This is a genomic window from Sphingomonas sp. RS2018 (assembly GCF_054489605.1).
On the sequence record NZ_JBTMWL010000002.1, the window covers coordinates 413,910 to 430,042 of the forward strand.

17 protein-coding genes are annotated in these 16,133 nt (G+C 67.7%); 13 read left to right on the forward strand and 4 right to left on the reverse strand.

From position 1 onward, the window contains the following. Positions 1 to 1,245: an efflux RND transporter periplasmic adaptor subunit gene (locus tag ACX40P_RS07040; protein ID WP_459125610.1), complete on the reverse strand. Its 1,245-nt coding sequence runs from the start codon at positions 1,243 to 1,245 to the stop codon at positions 1 to 3. Then, on the reverse strand, positions 1,242 to 1,835 hold the full coding sequence (locus ACX40P_RS07045; RefSeq protein ID WP_459125611.1) for a TetR/AcrR family transcriptional regulator: 594 nt from the start codon (positions 1,833 to 1,835) through the stop codon (positions 1,242 to 1,244). Before ACX40P_RS07045 ends, ACX40P_RS07040 begins: the two co-directional genes overlap by 4 nt. A gap of 101 nt (positions 1,836 to 1,936) precedes the next feature. Here ACX40P_RS07045 and ACX40P_RS07050 point away from each other — a divergent pair, with 101 nt between their 5' ends. Genes ACX40P_RS07050 through ACX40P_RS07065 form a run of 4 tightly spaced genes read left to right on the forward strand, consistent with a single transcriptional unit; the run spans position 1,937 to position 6,442 of the window. Further along, positions 1,937 to 2,500, forward strand: a complete 564-nt coding sequence (locus tag ACX40P_RS07050) for a molybdenum cofactor guanylyltransferase (RefSeq protein WP_459125612.1) — start codon at positions 1,937 to 1,939, stop codon at positions 2,498 to 2,500. 32 nt (positions 2,501 to 2,532) lie between these two features. Continuing rightward, the gene (fdhD, locus tag ACX40P_RS07055; RefSeq protein ID WP_459125613.1) at positions 2,533 to 3,324 is read left to right on the forward strand and encodes a formate dehydrogenase accessory sulfurtransferase FdhD; all 792 of its coding nucleotides are present in this window, start codon (positions 2,533 to 2,535) and stop codon (positions 3,322 to 3,324) included. Beyond that, positions 3,321 to 3,866 carry a biliverdin-producing heme oxygenase gene (locus ACX40P_RS07060; RefSeq protein WP_459125614.1) on the forward strand — a complete coding sequence of 182 codons (546 nt, stop codon included), beginning with the start codon at positions 3,321 to 3,323 and terminating at the stop codon, positions 3,864 to 3,866. The genes fdhD and ACX40P_RS07060 overlap by 4 nt, the downstream gene beginning before the upstream one ends. Beyond that, on the forward strand, positions 3,863 to 6,442 hold the full coding sequence (locus ACX40P_RS07065) for an HWE histidine kinase domain-containing protein (RefSeq protein WP_459125615.1): 2,580 nt from the start codon (positions 3,863 to 3,865) through the stop codon (positions 6,440 to 6,442). The genes ACX40P_RS07060 and ACX40P_RS07065 overlap by 4 nt, the downstream gene beginning before the upstream one ends. 137 nt (positions 6,443 to 6,579) lie before the next feature. Here ACX40P_RS07065 and ACX40P_RS07070 read toward each other — a convergent pair whose 3' ends face one another. Then, a complete protein-coding gene (locus tag ACX40P_RS07070) occupies positions 6,580 to 6,981 on the reverse strand; it encodes an acyl-CoA thioesterase (RefSeq protein WP_459125616.1) in 402 nt (133 codons plus the stop codon). Between the two features lie 62 nt (positions 6,982 to 7,043). Then, entirely contained in the window at positions 7,044 to 8,441 is a 1,398-nt protein-coding gene (locus ACX40P_RS07075; protein WP_459125617.1) for a helix-turn-helix domain-containing protein, read from the reverse strand. Positions 8,442 to 8,545: 104 nt separating this feature from the next. Between ACX40P_RS07075 and ACX40P_RS07080 the strand changes: the two genes are divergently transcribed. The 9 genes from ACX40P_RS07080 to bioB all read left to right on the forward strand — a co-directional run bounded on the left by ACX40P_RS07080 (position 8,546) and on the right by bioB (position 15,873). After that, positions 8,546 to 10,072, forward strand: coding sequence for an acyl-CoA carboxylase subunit beta (locus ACX40P_RS07080; RefSeq protein WP_459125618.1), 1,527 nt, complete (start codon positions 8,546 to 8,548; stop codon positions 10,070 to 10,072). 35 nt (positions 10,073 to 10,107) lie between these two features. After that, a complete protein-coding gene (locus ACX40P_RS07085) occupies positions 10,108 to 10,290 on the forward strand; it encodes a hypothetical protein (RefSeq protein ID WP_459125619.1) in 183 nt (60 codons plus the stop codon). After that, a complete protein-coding gene (gene mce, locus ACX40P_RS07090; RefSeq protein ID WP_459125620.1) occupies positions 10,287 to 10,706 on the forward strand; it encodes a methylmalonyl-CoA epimerase in 420 nt (139 codons plus the stop codon). Before ACX40P_RS07085 ends, mce begins: the two co-directional genes overlap by 4 nt. Before the next feature lie 92 nt (positions 10,707 to 10,798). Continuing rightward, positions 10,799 to 12,958, forward strand: a complete 2,160-nt coding sequence (gene scpA / locus ACX40P_RS07095) for a methylmalonyl-CoA mutase (RefSeq protein ID WP_459125621.1) — start codon at positions 10,799 to 10,801, stop codon at positions 12,956 to 12,958. Then, entirely contained in the window at positions 12,955 to 13,308 is a 354-nt protein-coding gene (locus tag ACX40P_RS07100) for a hypothetical protein (protein WP_459125622.1), read from the forward strand. Before scpA ends, ACX40P_RS07100 begins: the two co-directional genes overlap by 4 nt. A 49-nt stretch (positions 13,309 to 13,357) precedes the next feature. Next, positions 13,358 to 13,732, forward strand: a complete 375-nt coding sequence (locus ACX40P_RS07105; RefSeq protein WP_459125623.1) for a lysozyme inhibitor LprI family protein — start codon at positions 13,358 to 13,360, stop codon at positions 13,730 to 13,732. A gap of 4 nt (positions 13,733 to 13,736) precedes the next feature. Next, a complete protein-coding gene (locus ACX40P_RS07110) occupies positions 13,737 to 14,540 on the forward strand; it encodes a heme-dependent oxidative N-demethylase family protein (RefSeq protein ID WP_459125624.1) in 804 nt (267 codons plus the stop codon). Continuing rightward, complete coding sequence (locus ACX40P_RS07115; protein WP_459125625.1) at positions 14,537 to 14,890, forward strand: hypothetical protein; 354 nt, start codon at positions 14,537 to 14,539, stop codon at positions 14,888 to 14,890. The genes ACX40P_RS07110 and ACX40P_RS07115 overlap by 4 nt, the downstream gene beginning before the upstream one ends. After that, entirely contained in the window at positions 14,887 to 15,873 is a 987-nt protein-coding gene (gene bioB / locus ACX40P_RS07120) for a biotin synthase BioB (RefSeq protein WP_459125626.1), read from the forward strand. Before ACX40P_RS07115 ends, bioB begins: the two co-directional genes overlap by 4 nt. The last annotated feature ends 260 nt before the right edge of the window (positions 15,874 to 16,133 follow it).

Sequence of the window (16,133 nt, forward strand, 5' to 3'; positions counted from 1 at the left end):
TTACTTCTGCGCCGGCTGTTGCGGGGCGGCGGCGGGAGCGGGATCGCCCTTCACCTGGACCTTCATGCCCGGCTGCACCTTCTGCCAGCCGTCGAGGATGACGCGCTCACCGGGCTTCAGTCCGCCCTTGATCGACCAGCCGCCCTCAACCTGCCCTGCAAGCTGGACCGGGCGCGGTGTCGCCGTGCCGTCGGCGCCGACGACAAACACGGTCGCGCCGCGATCGCCGATCTGCAGCGCGCGCGCCGGGAGCACGATGCCATTGGGCGAGGTGCCAATGGCGATGCGCCCGCGCACGAATTGGCCGGGCAGCAACAACCGCTCGGCGTTCGGGAAGACCGCGCGCAGCACCTGGCTGCCGGTTGCGGGATCGACCGTCTGGTCGGCGAAGTCGAGGCGGCCGACGGGGCCATATTCCTGCCCGTTGGCGAGGATCAGGCGCACCGCGACCTGCGCGAGCGAGCGCAGATCGGTGGCGCCGGTTGCGGCCTGACGCCGCAGATCGAGGATCGCCGAATTGGATTCGGTGAAGACGGCGTAGACCGGGTTCGGCTGTTCGATCGTCGTCAGCAGCGTCGCCTGCGTCGCGCTGACCAGCGCGCCCTCGGTCACCTGAGCGCGACCGACGCGGCCCGAGATCGGCGCGCGGACGGTGGTGTAGCCGAGCTGGAGCTGCGCACGCTGGAGGGCGGCGCGGGCTTCGGCGACGTTGGCGCTTTCGGAGCGTAGCGTCGCCTGGGCGGCGTCGTTCTCCTGACCGCTGACCGCGCGTTCGGCGACGAGGGGGCCGTAGCGGCGGACGACCGACTGCGCATTGGCCTGCGCGGCCTGGGCGCGCGACAGCGCAGCCTGCGCCTGTGCGACGGCGGCGCGCAGATCGCGCTGGTCGATGCGGAACAGCGGCTGGCCGGCGACGACGTCGGTCCCCTCCTGATACAGGCGGCGTTCGATGATGCCGTCGGCGCGGGCGCGGACCTCAGCGGTGCGGACCGCGTCGATGCGGCCAGGCAATTCGACGATGTTCGGCACCGTCTTCGCCGTCACCGTCATCGCGGTGACGAGCGGCGGCGGCATCTGGCCCGGACCGCCGGGACCACCACCGGGTGCGGCATCGCCACCCCCGCCGCAGCCGACGAGCAGGAACGACAGGGTGACGGCGAGCGCGCCGCGGAGGAGGAAAGGCTTCGAAGTGCGGGTCACGGGAGTCTCCGGGGCGAGGGCCGGGTGGATGGGGGCGATGGTCATGATATCGGTTCGGACGTGATCGGATCGGGCAGGGTCAGCGCGATCAGGGCATCGTAGACGCCCACGGGTAGCGGCGGCGGCGGGCCGCACTGGCGCAGCGAGGCGAGCCAAGCGCCATCGGCGGCTAGGCGGACCAAGGTGCAGCTCGGGTTGTCGTCGGTCACGGCGAAATTGGCGAGCTTGCCCTCGACCCAGCGTGCCCAGCGATCGCTGAGATCGGGATCGGCGAGCGTCGCGAGGCAGAGGGCACGCGACGAGACGCCCTCGATCGACGGGGCATCGCCCAGCACGCCATTGAGATAGGCGCGCGTGAAGGCGCCGTGGGCGACGGGGTCGTCGGCCATCATCGCGCTGAGCTGGATATCGGCATCGGCGAGCATCGTTTCGACGACGCCCTCGAGCAGATCCTGCTTGGTCGGGAAGTGGTGGAACAGGCCGCCTTTCGTCACGCCGGCGCTACGCGCGACGGCATCGACCGTCAGCTTGCCCAAACCCTGCTCGGCGATCAGACGCGCGGCCGCGGCGATCAACGCGGCGCGGACCTTTTGCGGATCTTTCCGACGCTCGTATGGATTGCACAGGGGCAGCACGAAACCTGACTTTGCTGGAAACCGACCGGGCGGTATCTTCCTGATCGGCGACGGTCAACGCCTTTTCGCAAGTGCAGCAATTTGTGGATGATTTTGGTGCCATGGCGAGCGGTATGGGGTGTCTGGGCGCGGTGCTGGCCGGCGGTGAGTCGCGTCGGTTCGGTGGGGACAAGGCGCTGGTGGAGATCGACGGCGTGCCGCTGATTGAGCGCGCGACCGCGGCGTTGTCGCCGTGGGTCGCCGATGTCGTCATGTGCGGGCGGAACTGGCCGGGGCGGACGAGTTTGCCGGATCGGCCGGGCGGGCGGATCGGACCGCTGGGCGGGCTGGCGGCGGCGCTGCATCATGCGCGTGGCGCTGGGTTCGATCGCGTTCTTACGATCGCTTGCGACATGCCGGTGCTGCCTGACGATATGGCGCGCGCGCTGGTCGCCGCAGAGGGTAGCTGCGTCGTGGCCGGGCAGCCGATGCTGGGATGCTGGCCGAGCGCGCTGGCCGGGCAGCTGGATGCGCATATCGCGGGCAGCGACGACCGGTCGATGCGCGGGTGGATCGTGGCGGCTGGCGCGGTGACGATTGCTGCGGACGGGCGGGCGGTGCCGAACATCAACACGCGCGCCGATCTGGCGGCCTATATCGGGACGGTGCCGGGGGCGGGGGCTTGACCGGGGCGGCGGGTTCGTGGCCTGCGCAATTCGTGTCATCGGCGTATACAGCAGCGGTCGGCCACGCGTTCCGGCGGATCGGGTCGGACGGCGTCGCCGTCGCGTGCGAGCGCCCGGTCGCCACCGAAGTGCCCGTCGCGATCGAAGTGAACGGCATCGGCTATGCCGTACTGATGGCGACGCCCGCCGATCTCGACGATCTGGTGGTGGGCTTCGCGCTGGCCGAGCGGCTGGTCGACGGAGCGAATGAAGTAATCGATGTCGTGCGGCATGAGGCCGCGGCGGGAATCGTTCTGCGCATCGCGATCGTCGCCGCGCGGGCCGAGCGGATTCTGGAGCGGGTACGGCATCGTACGTCCGAGTCCGGGTGCGGGCTGTGCGGGATCGAGAACCTCGAACAGGCGATCCGCCCGCTGCCGCGGGTGACCGCGACCAGCGCGGCCGACGACGCGGCGGTGTTCGCGGCGCTGGAGCGACTGCGCGCGCATCAGCCGCTGAACGCGGCGACGGGGGCGGTGCATGCCGCCGCGGCGTGTTCGGCGGAGGGCGAGCCCTGGCTGGTGCGCGAAGATGTCGGGCGGCACAATGCGTTCGACAAGCTGATCGGTGCGATCGCGCGGGGTGGGCGGGACTGGGCGGGCGGTTTCGCGCTGCTGAGCTCGCGCTGTTCCTATGAGCTGGTGGAGAAGGCGGTGTTGGCTGGGTGCCCGATGCTGGTAACGCTGTCGGCGCCGACGACGCTGGCGGTGGCGCGGGCGAAAGAAGCCGGGCTGGCGCTGCGGGTGCTGGCGCGGAACGACGCGATGCTGGCGGCGACATGGTGAGCGGCGCGCGCGGACTGCTGCGGAGCGCGACGGCGGCGGCGCACGAGCGGGTCGATGCCGCATTCGGTGCGGCGGATCTGGGCAGTCGGACGGGCTATGCGGCGTTCCTCGCCGCGCAGGCGAGCGCGCATCTGCCGGTCGAGGCGGCGCTGGAGGCGGCAGGCGCCGCGCGGGTGCTGGCCGACTGGCCGACGCGGCGGCGGACGGAGGCGTTGATCGCGGACCTGGCCGACTTGGGCGAGCCGCTGCCGCCTGCAATCGATCCGCCGATGTTCGACACGCCGGCGCGGATGCTGGGCGCGATCTATGTGCTGGAGGGATCGCGGCTGGGCGGGGCGATGCTGAAGCGGAGCGTCGCGCCGGGCCTGCCCACGCGTTTTCTCGGCAGCGCGGTGCCCGGCGGCTGGCGCGCCCTGATCGAATTTCTTGACCAAATGCTGGCGACAGAACAAGAAAGCAACCAGGCGACGGAAGCCGCATTGGCGGTTTTCGACAGGTTCGAGCGCGCCGGGCTTAACTTCTTGAAGGCACGACCGCTTTGACGAAGATCGACGAACATATCGACCTGACCAATTGCGATCGCGAGCCGATCCACATTCTAGGCGCCATCCAGCCGATCGGTTTCCTGCTGGCGCTGACCGCCGACTGGCTGGTGTCGCGTACTTCCGCCAATGTCGCGCAATTCCTTGGGATGACGCCCGAGGATATGCTGGGCCTGCCGCTGGGCGAGATCTTCTCGCATCAGGTCGTCCACGATCTGCGCAACCGTGCGGCGATGTTGCGCGGCCCCGACGGGGTGGAGCGACTGTTCGAATGCAAGCTGCGCGAAGGTGGCGAGGCGTTCGACGTCGCCATCCACATCATCGGCGGCGAAGTGGTGATCGAGGGCGAGCCGGCGAGCGGCGAGCATGGCGATGCGACCGGCATGGTCCGGTCGATGATTACGCGGCTGGATCAGGCCGATACGATCGAGAGCTTCTACCGCGAGGGCGCGCGTCAGGTCCGCGCGCTGATCGGGTTCGACCGGGTGATGGTCTATCGTTTCGCGGCGGACGGATCGGGTGAGGTGGTGGCCGAGGCGGTGAAGCCGGGCATCGGCAAGTTCATGGGGCTGCGCTATCCGGCCAGCGACATCCCGGCACAGGCGCGCGAGCTGTATCGCCGCAACCTGCTGCGCATGATCCCCGACGTGAGCGCCGAGCCGGTCGCGGTGTTGCCGCGCTTCAACACGCAGGGCAAGCCGCTCGACCTGTCGCTGTCGGTGCTGCGCGCGGTGTCGCCGATCCACATCGAATATCTGAAGAACATGGGCGTGCAGGCGTCGCTGTCGATTTCGATCATCGTCGACGGCAAGCTGTGGGGGCTGATTGCCTGCCACCATTATACGCCGCGCTGCCCGTCGTTCGAGCGCCGATCGGTCAGCGAGCTGTTCGCGCAGATGTTCGCGATGCGGCTCGAAAGCCGCGAGCGCCAGCAGACAGTGGAGTTCGAGCGGCGCGCGCGCGACATTTCCGACCAACTGCTGGGCGCGGTCGCGTCCGACGATACGTTGCTGAACGATCCCGACTGGCTGGGCGACATCCTGACCGAGGCGATCCCGGCAGACGGCGTCGGCGTGTGGATCGCAGGCAACTACGCCTTTTCAGGCGTGACGCCGCCCACCGAGGCGTTCCGCAAGATCGTCCGCGCGCTGAACGCGACGGCGGCGGGCAAGGTCTATGCGACCGATCATATTGCGTCGCTGGTACCGGGCGCGGAGGAATTCGCCGCGACCGCATCTGGACTTCTCGCCATCCCCATCTCGCGATCGCCGCGCGACTATGTCGTGCTGTTTCGCTCAGAGATGATCCGCTCGGTGCGCTGGGCGGGCGAGCCGGAGAAGAAGGTCGATTATGGTCCCAACGGTCCACGCCTGTCCCCGCGCGAGAGCTTCGCCGAATGGCGCGAGCTGGTGCAGGGCAAGTCGATGCCGTTCACCGCGTCCGAACTGCGCGTCGCCGAGACGCTGCGCGCGACGCTGATCGAGGTGGTGCTGCGGCTGGCCGACGATGCCTCCCGCGAGCGGCAGCAGGCGAGCGCGCGGCAGGAACTGCTGATCGCCGAGCTCAACCACCGCGTCCGCAACATTCTGGGCGTGATCCGCGGGCTAATCCGCCAGTCGCAGCCCGAGGACGAGGCGGTGAAGGACTTCGTGCGAATGGTCGACGGACGCATCCATGCGCTCGCCCGCGCGCACAACCAGATCACCGACGACCATTGGGGCCCCGCGCCGATGCAGGCGCTGATCGATGCTGAAGCGGCGGCGTTCGTCGACGAGCAGGATCGCGTCGTGTCCGAGGGCGAGCCGGTGATGCTGAACCCGCAGGCCTATTCGACGATGGCGCTGGTGATGCACGAACTGGTCACCAACTCAACCAAGTATGGCGCCTTGTCGGTGCCCGAGGGGCGGGTGACGATCAGCTGGCACCGCGACGACAATCAGGATCTGATGATCCGCTGGCTGGAGCGGGACGGTCCGCCGGTGGTGGCGCCCAAGCGGCAGGGGTTCGGCACGACGATCATCGATCGTTCGGTCCCCTATGATCTGGGCGGCGACGCGCGCATCGATTATGCGATGGACGGCGTCGAAGCGACATTCCGCATCCCCGGCCGCCACGTGTCGGCACAGACCAAGGCGATGGCGCAGCGCATCCGCATCCCGCGCTCGTCGACGGGCCACCCGCAGCCGGCGCCCGCCGAGGTGCTGGCCGGCCTGGACGTGCTGCTGGTCGAGGACAGCCTCATCATCGCGCTGGATGCCGAGGACATCGTGACCCGGCTGGGCGCGGATTCGGTGGCGACCGCGGCGTCGGTCGATGCCGCGCTGGACGTGATCGAGACGGTGCGGCCGACGATGGCGATGCTCGACATCAACCTGGGCGACCGCAACAGCTTCCCGGTCGCAGACCGGCTGCTCGAACTGGGCGTGCCGTTTCTGTTCGCGACCGGATACGGCGAGCAGGCGCAGCTGCCCGACCAGCACCGCGCGCGACGGGTGGTGCAGAAGCCCTATACGCTGGAAAACGTCGCGCGGGCGACGGCGGAGATGCTGGGCAAGACCGATATGGTGGCGGGTTAGGAGTTTTGCGTTCGCTTAGATCAGCGGACCAAAACTTCCCGTTCGTACCAAGCTTGTCGAACGTTCTTTGATCCACGAACGCGCCGCCCGTGGCCCGAAGCACGGTGCTTCGACAAGCTCAGCACGAACGGTGAGGGTCACTCCGCCGGAAAGAACCGCTCGATCACGGATCGCGCCAGCCGGGCGGGGCGCTTCGTCTCCGCGTCGATGCAGCACCAGCGCGACTTGACCTCCGCCAGCACGTCCTCGCCGCGGCGGATGATCGTGTCGTAGAAGGCGCTGGCGCCCTGCACCTTTTCGAGCACGACCGTCGCGATCACGTCGTCGTCGAGGAAGGCGGGCTTGCGGTAGGTGATCTCGTGCTTCAGCGCGACCCACAGGTGGCTGGCGACCGCATCGACGGGCGCCAGGCTGCGCCAGTGGCTGAGCACCGCGTCCTGCACCCAGCGCAGATAGCTGGCATTGTTGACGTGCCCCATGAAGTCGATGTCGGCAGGATCAATGCCGATCGGGAAAAGGTGGGCGCGCGCGGTGGTCATGATGGGGATGGTACAGGGTCGCGCGGCGGACGCCAACGGCTATTTACACACGTGTCAGTGCTTCATGCGAAACGATAGGGCACGACCGCGCGGCTGTCGGGATCGATGCTGAGTTCGGTGCCGGCGGGCGGAAAGGCGCGCTGGTCGCAGTCGGGGCGGGGGCAGATCCGGCAGGAGATGCCGATCGGCGTCGGCGGCTGGCCGGCAATCGCATCCGCATAGATGAAGTCGGCGGCGTCGCCCTCTTCGCATCCCAGCGCGACGGCATAGCGACGTGGCGAACGCGCGAAGCTGCCCGAGGGCTTCACCAGTCCCTTCGCCATCGAAACGTAGCGGGTGCCGTCGGGCATCTCGGCGCGCTGGACGAGGATGCGGTCGGGGATCGCGACCGCCTCGTGCACTACCCACAGCGGGCAGGCGCCGCCGAATCGCGCGAACTGCAGGCGGGTGGCGGAATGGCGCTTGGTGATATTGCCGGCCATGTCGACGCGCAGGAAGAACAGCGGGATGCCGGCGGCACCGGGCCGCTGCAGCGTCGAGAGGCGGTGGCAGGCCTGTTCGAAGCTGACCGCGAACCGCTGACGCAGCCGGTCGATGTCGTGGCGCAGGCTGTGCGCGGCATGGCGAAAGGCGCCATAGGGCATCAGCAGCGCGCCGGCGGCGTAGTTGGCGAGACCCTCGCCCAGCAACTGGCGCGAGGCGTCGAAGCGCAGGCCCGCGTCGGCGACGATGGCGGCGATATCCTCCGCCATCTCCAGCCGGACCAGCTGGTGCGCGAGCAGGAAGCCGGTGCTTTCGGGCGGCAGCGCGCGGTCGAGCGTCAGCGTGCGGGCGGCGGCGTCGAAGCGGCGGATGGTGTCGCCGCCGCTGTCGATGCGTTCGATGCGCACGCCGTGTTCGTCCTCCAGCCGCGCCGCCGCATCGCCGCCGACCGCGGCGGCCAGCGCCTCCGCCCGGCGATCGAGCGGGTCGATGTAGTTGCCCTCGGCATGGAACCAGTCGCGCACCTCCTCCCACGGCAGGCGGGCGGTGTCGCCGCCACGGGCATCGACGCTGTCGTCGAGCAGGCGCAGCTGTTCCTGGCTGCGCCGCCACGCGTCGTGCACGGCGACGAGGCGGCGCGCGAGTTGCGGCTGTTGCTCCACCGCGCGGCGCAGGTCGGTTGCGCCGAGCGCCCCAGCGATGCTGGGATCGGTGGCGGCGGCGGCAGCGGCGAGCAGACCGGGCTCGTCCACCCCGGCGATCCCCGCCCAATCGTCGGGCCACGCGCGGGCGAGGGCGAGCAGCACGGGCGGGGTGAGGGGCCGGTCGTTGCTCTCGATCTGCGAGAGATACGGCACGGAGATGCCGAGCGTCGCGGCAAGCGTCGCCTGACTGGCGCCGACCTTGGCACGGAGGGCGCGGACCTCTGGGCCGGCGAAGAGGCGGCGTCTGGTGGGCGTCACGCGGTCATTCAGCATGAATGGCCGGGGTTTGCAAATATCTTGCGCGCCATTTTGCAACATTGCATTTGCCTCCGCGCTCCCGTCTTGAAAGAGGGATTACGCAACGTCCGGGAGCCCGCATGTCGTCGACCATCGAGGAACTGGAGCGCCGCCGTGCCGCCGCGCGGATGGGTGGGGGCGAGAAGCGGATCGCCGCGCAGCATGCCAAGGGCAAGCTGACCGCGCGTGAACGGGTCGAGGTGCTGCTCGACCACGGCAGCTTCGAGGAGCTCGACATGTTCGTCGAGCACAACTGCGTCGATTTCGGCATGGAGGCGCAGACGGTGCCGGGCGACGGCGTCGTCACCGGCAGCGGCACGATCAACGGCCGGCTGGTGTTCGTCTTTTCGCAGGACTTCACCGTTTTCGGCGGGTCGCTCAGCGAGCGTCATGCCGAGAAGATCTGCAAAATCATGGACATGGCGCTGCGCGTCGGCGCGCCCGTCATTGGCCTGAACGATTCGGGCGGCGCGCGCATCCAGGAGGGCGTCGCCTCGCTCGGCGGCTATGCCGAGGTGTTCCAGCGCAACGTGCTGGCATCGGGCGTCGTGCCGCAGCTCAGCCTCATCATGGGACCGTGCGCTGGTGGTGCGGTCTATTCCCCCGCAATGACGGACTTCATCTTCATGGTGAAGGATTCGTCCTACATGTTCGTCACCGGCCCGGATGTAGTGAAGACCGTTACCAACGAGATCGTCACGCAGGAGGAGCTGGGTGGTGCGGTGACGCACACCACGAAGTCGGGGGTCGCCGATGTGGCCTTCGACAATGATATCGAGGCGCTGCTCGCGGCCCGCGACTTCGTGGACTTCCTTCCCGCCTCGAACCGGGAGGCCCCGCCCGAGCGTCCGTGCGACGACCCGTGGGATCGTATGGTGCCGAGCCTCGACACGCTGGTGCCCGCGAGTGCCAACCAACCGTACGACGTGCACGAGCTGATCCGGAAGGTCGTCGACGAGGGCGATTTCTTCGAGGTGCAGCCGACCCATGCCGGCAATATCCTGATCGGCTTCGCGCGGATCGAGGGGCGTACGATCGGCATCGTCGCCAACCAGCCGATGGTGCTGGCGGGCGTGCTCGACATCAATTCGTCGAAGAAGGCCGCGCGCTTCGTGCGCTTCTGTGACGCGTTCGAGATTCCGATCGTGACCTTCGTCGACGTTCCCGGCTTCCTCCCCGGCGTCGCGCAGGAGCATTCGGGGATCATCAAGCACGGCGCGAAACTGCTCTACGCATATGCCGAGGCCACGGTGCCGAAGCTGACCGTCATTACCCGCAAGGCCTATGGCGGCGCGTATGACGTCATGGCGTCGAAGCATCTGCGCGGCGACCTTAACTACGCCTGGCCGACCGCCGAGATCGCGGTGATGGGTGCGAAGGGCGCGGTCGAGATCATCTTCCGCGGCAAGACACCGGAGGAGATCGCCGAGCGTACCGCGCAGTACGAGGCGCGCTTCGCCAACCCGTTCGTGGCGGCGAGCAAGGGCTTCATCGACGAGGTCATCATGCCGCATTCGACCCGGCGTCGGATCGCGCTGGGGTTGCGGAAGCTACGGGGGAAGAAGCTGCAGAACCCGTGGAAGAAGCATGACAATATTCCGCTATGACGCCTCCGCCATTCTTTCCTTGGCTCATGCTGGCCTTGGCGATCGTCTTTGCGCTCAACGTCTGGCGCGGCATTCGCACTGGCTATGTCGGCATTAATATCAGCGGTGCAAAGCGGGCTGATAGCCCGAAGACGTTCTGGTTCGGAATGGTTTTAAGCTTGTCTGGGGCCATTGTCATGACGCTGGTCGCAGCTAGCGGTTTTGGGAGACTGTCGTGATCCTCGGCCGCCTGAACCATGTCGGCGTCGCGACGCCGTCGATCGGCGACAGCGTCGCCTTCTATCGCGACGTTATGGGCGCGACGTCGATCGGGGCGGCGTTCGACCTGCCGGCGCAGGGGGTGCGGGTGTGCTTCGTCGATACGCCGAACACGCAGATCGAGCTGATCGAGCCCTTGGGCGACGACAGCCCGATCGCGGCGTTCATCGCCAAGAACCCGGCGGGGGGGCAGCATCACCTATGCTACGAAGTGCCGGACATTCAGGAAGCGCTGGCGTGGTTCCGGGCGAAGGGCGCGAAGGTGCTCGGGGAACCGCGGATCGGGGCGCATGGGACGCCGATTTTCTTCGTGCATCCGCGCGACATGGGCGGTGTGCTGACCGAGATCATGGAGAGCCCGCGTGACCAACACTGACCGGTGCTCCCGCGCAGGCGGGAGCCTAGAGTTTCGGAGGACACTGTTCGCGGCCCTAGGCTCCCGCCTGCGCGGGAGCACGGGGGTGTTTTGTGGCTGACAAAAGTCTCACCGACTGGTCCGCCCTCGCCGCGAAGGAGGTGAAGGATCGCGACCTGACCTGGCACACGCCGGAAGGGATTGCGGTCAAGCCGCTGTATACGCAGGACGATGTCGCCGACGATCCCGGCCTGCCCGGCTTCGCGCCGTTCACCCGCGGCGTGCGCGCGTCCATGTACGCCGGGCGTCCGTGGACGATCCGACAATATGCGGGTTTCTCGACCGCCGAGGAATCGAACGCCTTCTACCGCCGCAACCTCGCCGCCGGGCAGAAGGGCTTGAGCGTCGCCTTCGACCTCGCCACCCACCGCGGCTACGACAGCGACCACCCGCGCGTGCGCGGCGACGTCGGCAAGGCGGGGGTCGCGATCGACAGCGTCGAGGACATGAAGATCCTGTTCGACGGCATCCCGCTCGACCAGATGTCGGTCAGCATGACGATGAACGGCGCGGTGATCCCGATCCTCGCCTTCTTCATTGTTGCGGGCGAGGAACAGGGCGTCGATCGCAAGTTGCTCGACGGGACCATCCAGAACGACATCCTGAAGGAGTTCATGGTCCGAAACACGTACATCTACCCGCCCGAGCCGAGCATGCGGATCATCTCGGACATCTTCGGCTACACGTCGCGCGAGATGCCGAAGTTCAACAGCATCTCGATCTCCGGCTATCATATGCAGGAGGCCGGGGCGACGCAGGTGCAGGAGCTGGCCTTCACCATCGCCGACGGCATGGAATATGTGAAATACGGCGTCGCGAGCGGCCTCGATATCGACAGGTTCGCCGGGCGGCTGTCGTTCTTCTTCGCGATCGGCATGAACTTCTTCATGGAGGTCGCGAAGCTGCGGGCGGCGCGCGTGCTGTGGCACCGCGTGATGACCCAGCTGGGCGCAAAGGACGAGCGCAGCAAGATGCTGCGCACGCATTGCCAGACGTCGGGCGTCTCGCTGACCGAGCAGGACCCGTATAACAACGTCATCCGCACGACGATCGAGGCGATGGCGGCGATGCTGGGGGGCACCCAGTCGCTGCACACCAACGCGCTCGACGAAGCCATCGCGCTGCCGACCGACTTCTCCGCGCGCATCGCCCGCAACACGCAGCTGGTGATCCAGGAAGAGACGGGGATGACGAAGGTCGTCGATCCGCTGGGCGGTTCCTACTACGTCGAAGCCCTAACCAGCGAACTCGTCGACAAGGCGTGGGAGATCATCCAGCGCGTCGAGGCGGAGGGCGGCATGGCGAAAGCGGTCGCGGCCGGCTGGCCCAAGGCGATGATCGAGGAAGCCGCCGCGGCCAAACAGGCGCGCGTCGATCGCGGCGAGGACGTGATCGTCGGGGTGAACAAGTACCAGCCGGCGAATGCCGACGAGATCGAAATCCTGGCGGTCGACAACCATGCGGTGCGCGAAGGTCAGGTCGCGCGGCTGAAGCGAATCCGCGAGACGCGCGATACGGTGGCGTGCGAGGCGGCGCTGGGGCGGCTGCGCGATGCGGCGGGTGCCTCCGCGCCCCGGAAAGGAGCCGAAACCAATCTCCTGGCCCTCGCGGTAGAAGCCGCCCGCGCTCGTGCCACGCTCGGCGAGATCAGCGCGGCGATGGAGGTCGGTTTCGGCCGCTACGAAACCGTGCCGACACCGGTAAAGGGCATCTACGCCGGCGCGTTCGATGCCGATCCGCGCTGGGGCCGGCTGACCGATGGCGTCGCCGCCACCGAACGCCGCCTCGGCCGCAAGCCCCGTATGCTCGTCGCGAAGATGGGGCAGGACGGGCACGACCGCGGCGCCAATCTGGTCAGCAGCATGTTCGGCGACCTGGGCTTCGAGATCGTGGCGGGTGCGCTGTTCCGCACGCCGGGCGAGGTCGCGAAGCTGGCGATCGCGGAAGGTGTCGACGTGGTCGGCGCGTCCAGCCTCGCCGCCGGACATCTGACGCTGATCCCCGAGCTGATCGACCAGTTGCGCGAGGCCGGGCGCAGTGACATCCGCGTAATCGCCGGCGGCGTCATCCCGCAGCAAGACTATCAGGCGTTGCGCGACGCGGGCGTGCAGGCGATCTTCGGTCCCGGTACCAACCTGATCGCGGCGGCGGAGGAAGTGCTGCGGCTGCTCGGGCACAATTGGGCACCGGGTGGCGAGGGGGCGGCGGAATGAGCGACGAATCCGCATCGGTCGAGCCCGATCCATCGCAGGACAAGATCGTCCTGCTGTACGACTATTCGAAGCATCTGCTGTCGCTGGCCCTGCTGGGGCTGGGCGGGATCGTGTCGTTGGCGCAGTCTCCGCAAGGCCAGAAGATACCGGGGCCGATCGTGGCGATGATGCTCGCCTGTCTGGCGATATCCGGCGTCTGCTCGCTCAGCTGCACCGCCAGCATTCTTCGATCACGTCAACGGGATTTGCCCGTCGGTCGTGGGGCATGGACGACCAGCCAGTTTGCCATGATGTTTCTCGGTATGGGGGTTGGCGGCTTTCTCGTGATCTGGATCGAGACGTTGGTATGAGTGTGTGGAACGACGAGCAGATTGCCGCACCGGAGGCTGAGGGAACGGCATGAGGACGATCGCAGCCTGCATCGCACTCTCGCTGGCGAGCCCTGCGATGGCGCAGACGCAGGCGCAGATGAACGCGCAGGCTGGTGCCGCCTATACGCGGGCCGACGCGGCAATGACGTCGGCGTGGCGCGTCGCCTATGCGGCGATGAAGGCGCGCGATGGGGCGGATACCTCGCGCGGTGGTGGGTTCGGCTATGCCGCGGCGCTGCTGGCGAGCCAGCGGGCGTGGCTGACGTTCCGCGACGCGCAATGCGTGATCGAGGGTGGCGAATTCGCGAGTGGATCGTTGCAGGGCATGACGATGGCGCGATGCCGCACTCGCCTCACCAACGAGCGGACGGCGCAGTTGCGCGCGCTGCGGTGGACGCGGTGATCGTATGACGCTTGGCTGGACCGTGGAGGCACTGGTGCCGGCTGCGCGCGGCGGCGGGGCGCTGCGCATGGGTCTGCGACGGCTGGCCGAGCAAGACTGGCTGCAGCGCAACGTGGACCTGACCGCGCGGGCGGCGGTGTTCGATGCGCTTCCGGACAGCGTTCAGCGCCTGCCATGGGCGACCGACGCCGAAGCGGAGGCGGCGGCGATGATCGGCGTTCCGGACGGTGATCTCGAGGCAGCGGGGCGGTCGGTTTGGGAGGATCTCTGCATCGTCCAGTCGCCGCCGGGCGGCGGGGTGCCGGTGCTGGCGGCGGGGGCGGTGGCGTTCCCGACGGACTGGCGGCTAGCGGACAAGATCGGCCTGCCGCTGGCGGCGGTGCATGCGCCGATCCACGGCTATGCCGAGCAATTGTCGACGGGTGTCGACCATCTGGTCGCGACCCTGCCCGCGGATACGATCGTGGGGCGGGCGAACTGGTTCGTCGTAGCGACGGATGCGCTGGCCTATCTGCCCGACGAGGCGCCGTCGGAGCAGTTCGCGCATGTCACCGCCGAGAATGCCGGGGAGACGCTGTTCGTCCGCTGCGAGCGGCAGACGATGCGGCGACTGCCTGAGACCGGGGCGATCCTGTTCACGATCGGCGTGCATGTCGCGCCGCTCGGCAGCCTGTCGGACGCCGTCGTCACGCGGATCGTCGATGCGGTCGCGAACGTCCCCGCCGGCGAACGCGAGCGTCGGGCCGCCCCCGGCTACAGCGACGCGATCGCCGGCTATGCGCGGCGTAACCGGCAGGAGGCGGCATGATCGACGAGGATAGCGACCATGACGACGACCTGCCGTTCGCCCGGTCGTATGATTCCTTCAAGCACATGGCGGGCATCTCGCTGCTGTCGCTCGGCGGCATCTTCGCCTTCGCCGATAGCAGCGGGTTGCGGTTCGCGCGTCCGCAACTCGTCGTCGTGCTCGGCTTCGTCCTGCTCGCGGCGGTCACCAGCATCTACATGGCGGGGTCGCTCGCCGCGCTGGAAGTGCGGCCCGAGCCGCGCGAGACGGTCGCGCGCCGCATCCGCATCGGATCGCTGATGGTAGGGATGTCGCTGTCGTGCGGGCTCGGCGGATTTACCTTCAACTTCATATCGGCGCTATTCAAATGACCCGTACCGACTGGACCCGCGACGAGATCGCGACGCTCTTCAACCTGCCGTTCGACGAACTGATGTATCAGGCACAGACCGTCCACCGCGCTCACCACGCGGCGGGGGAGGTGCAGTTGTGCACCCTCCTGTCGATTAAGACCGGCGGCTGCCCGGAGGATTGCGGCTATTGCTCGCAATCGAAGTCGGCCGACAGCGGGGTCAAGGCGACCAAGCTGATGGACCCGCGCGCGGTGTTGCAGATGGCGGCGCGGGCGAAGGATGCCGGGTCGCAGCGCTTCTGCATGGGCGCGGCGTGGCGCAACCCGAAGGACCGCGACATGCCCGCCCTCGTCGAGATGGTGAAGGGCGTGCACCAGATGGGGCTGGAGACATGCATGACACTCGGCATGCTGACGCCGGCGCAGGCGGGGATGCTCGCTGACGCGGGCCTCGATTACTACAACCACAATATCGACACGTCGCCGGAGCGTTACGACCAGGTCATCACGACGCGGACCTTCGTCGAGCGGCTCGATACGCTGGAGCATGTGCGGCAGGCGGGGATCAACGTGTGCTGCGGCGGGATCGTCGGGATGGGCGAGAGCCGCGAGGACCGCGTCGGCTTCGTCCATGCGCTGGCGACGCTGCCGCGACACCCGGAAAGCGTGCCGGTCAACGCGCTGGTCCCGGTGAAGGGCACGGTGCTGGGCGACATGCTCGCCGACACCCCGCTGGCGAAGATCGACGATATCGAGTTCGTGCGGACGGTTGCTGTCGCGCGGATTACGATGCCGCTCAGCATGGTGCGGCTGAGCGCGGGGCGCGAGAGCATGTCCGAGGCGACGCAGGCGTTGTGCTTCATGGCCGGCGCGAACTCGATCTTCACCGGTGACAAGCTGCTGACCGCCGGCAACCGCGGAGACGACGCGGATGCGGCGCTGTTCGCGAAGCTGGGCGCGCGGCCGATGACGGCGGATGAGCCAATGCGGGTAGTGGCGTGACATCACGATCCGTCTTGATCGCGGCATTTGCCATAGCGTTCGTCATCTACGTAGCTTGGGTGATATTTAATCTGTCTATGTTTTCCGAACTCGCATCTAACTGCGATTCCTGGATGGATCAGCAACTCGTATGCGTTGCTGTGTTTAAGCGAACTGTGATGTTTCGTGTAGCCGGAGCTACGCTGGTCATGGCGGCTTTCGCGTATTTAGTGTTTAAAGAGCGGAGCCGGAGTTAGTGTTCAAAAAGATCCTTATCGCCA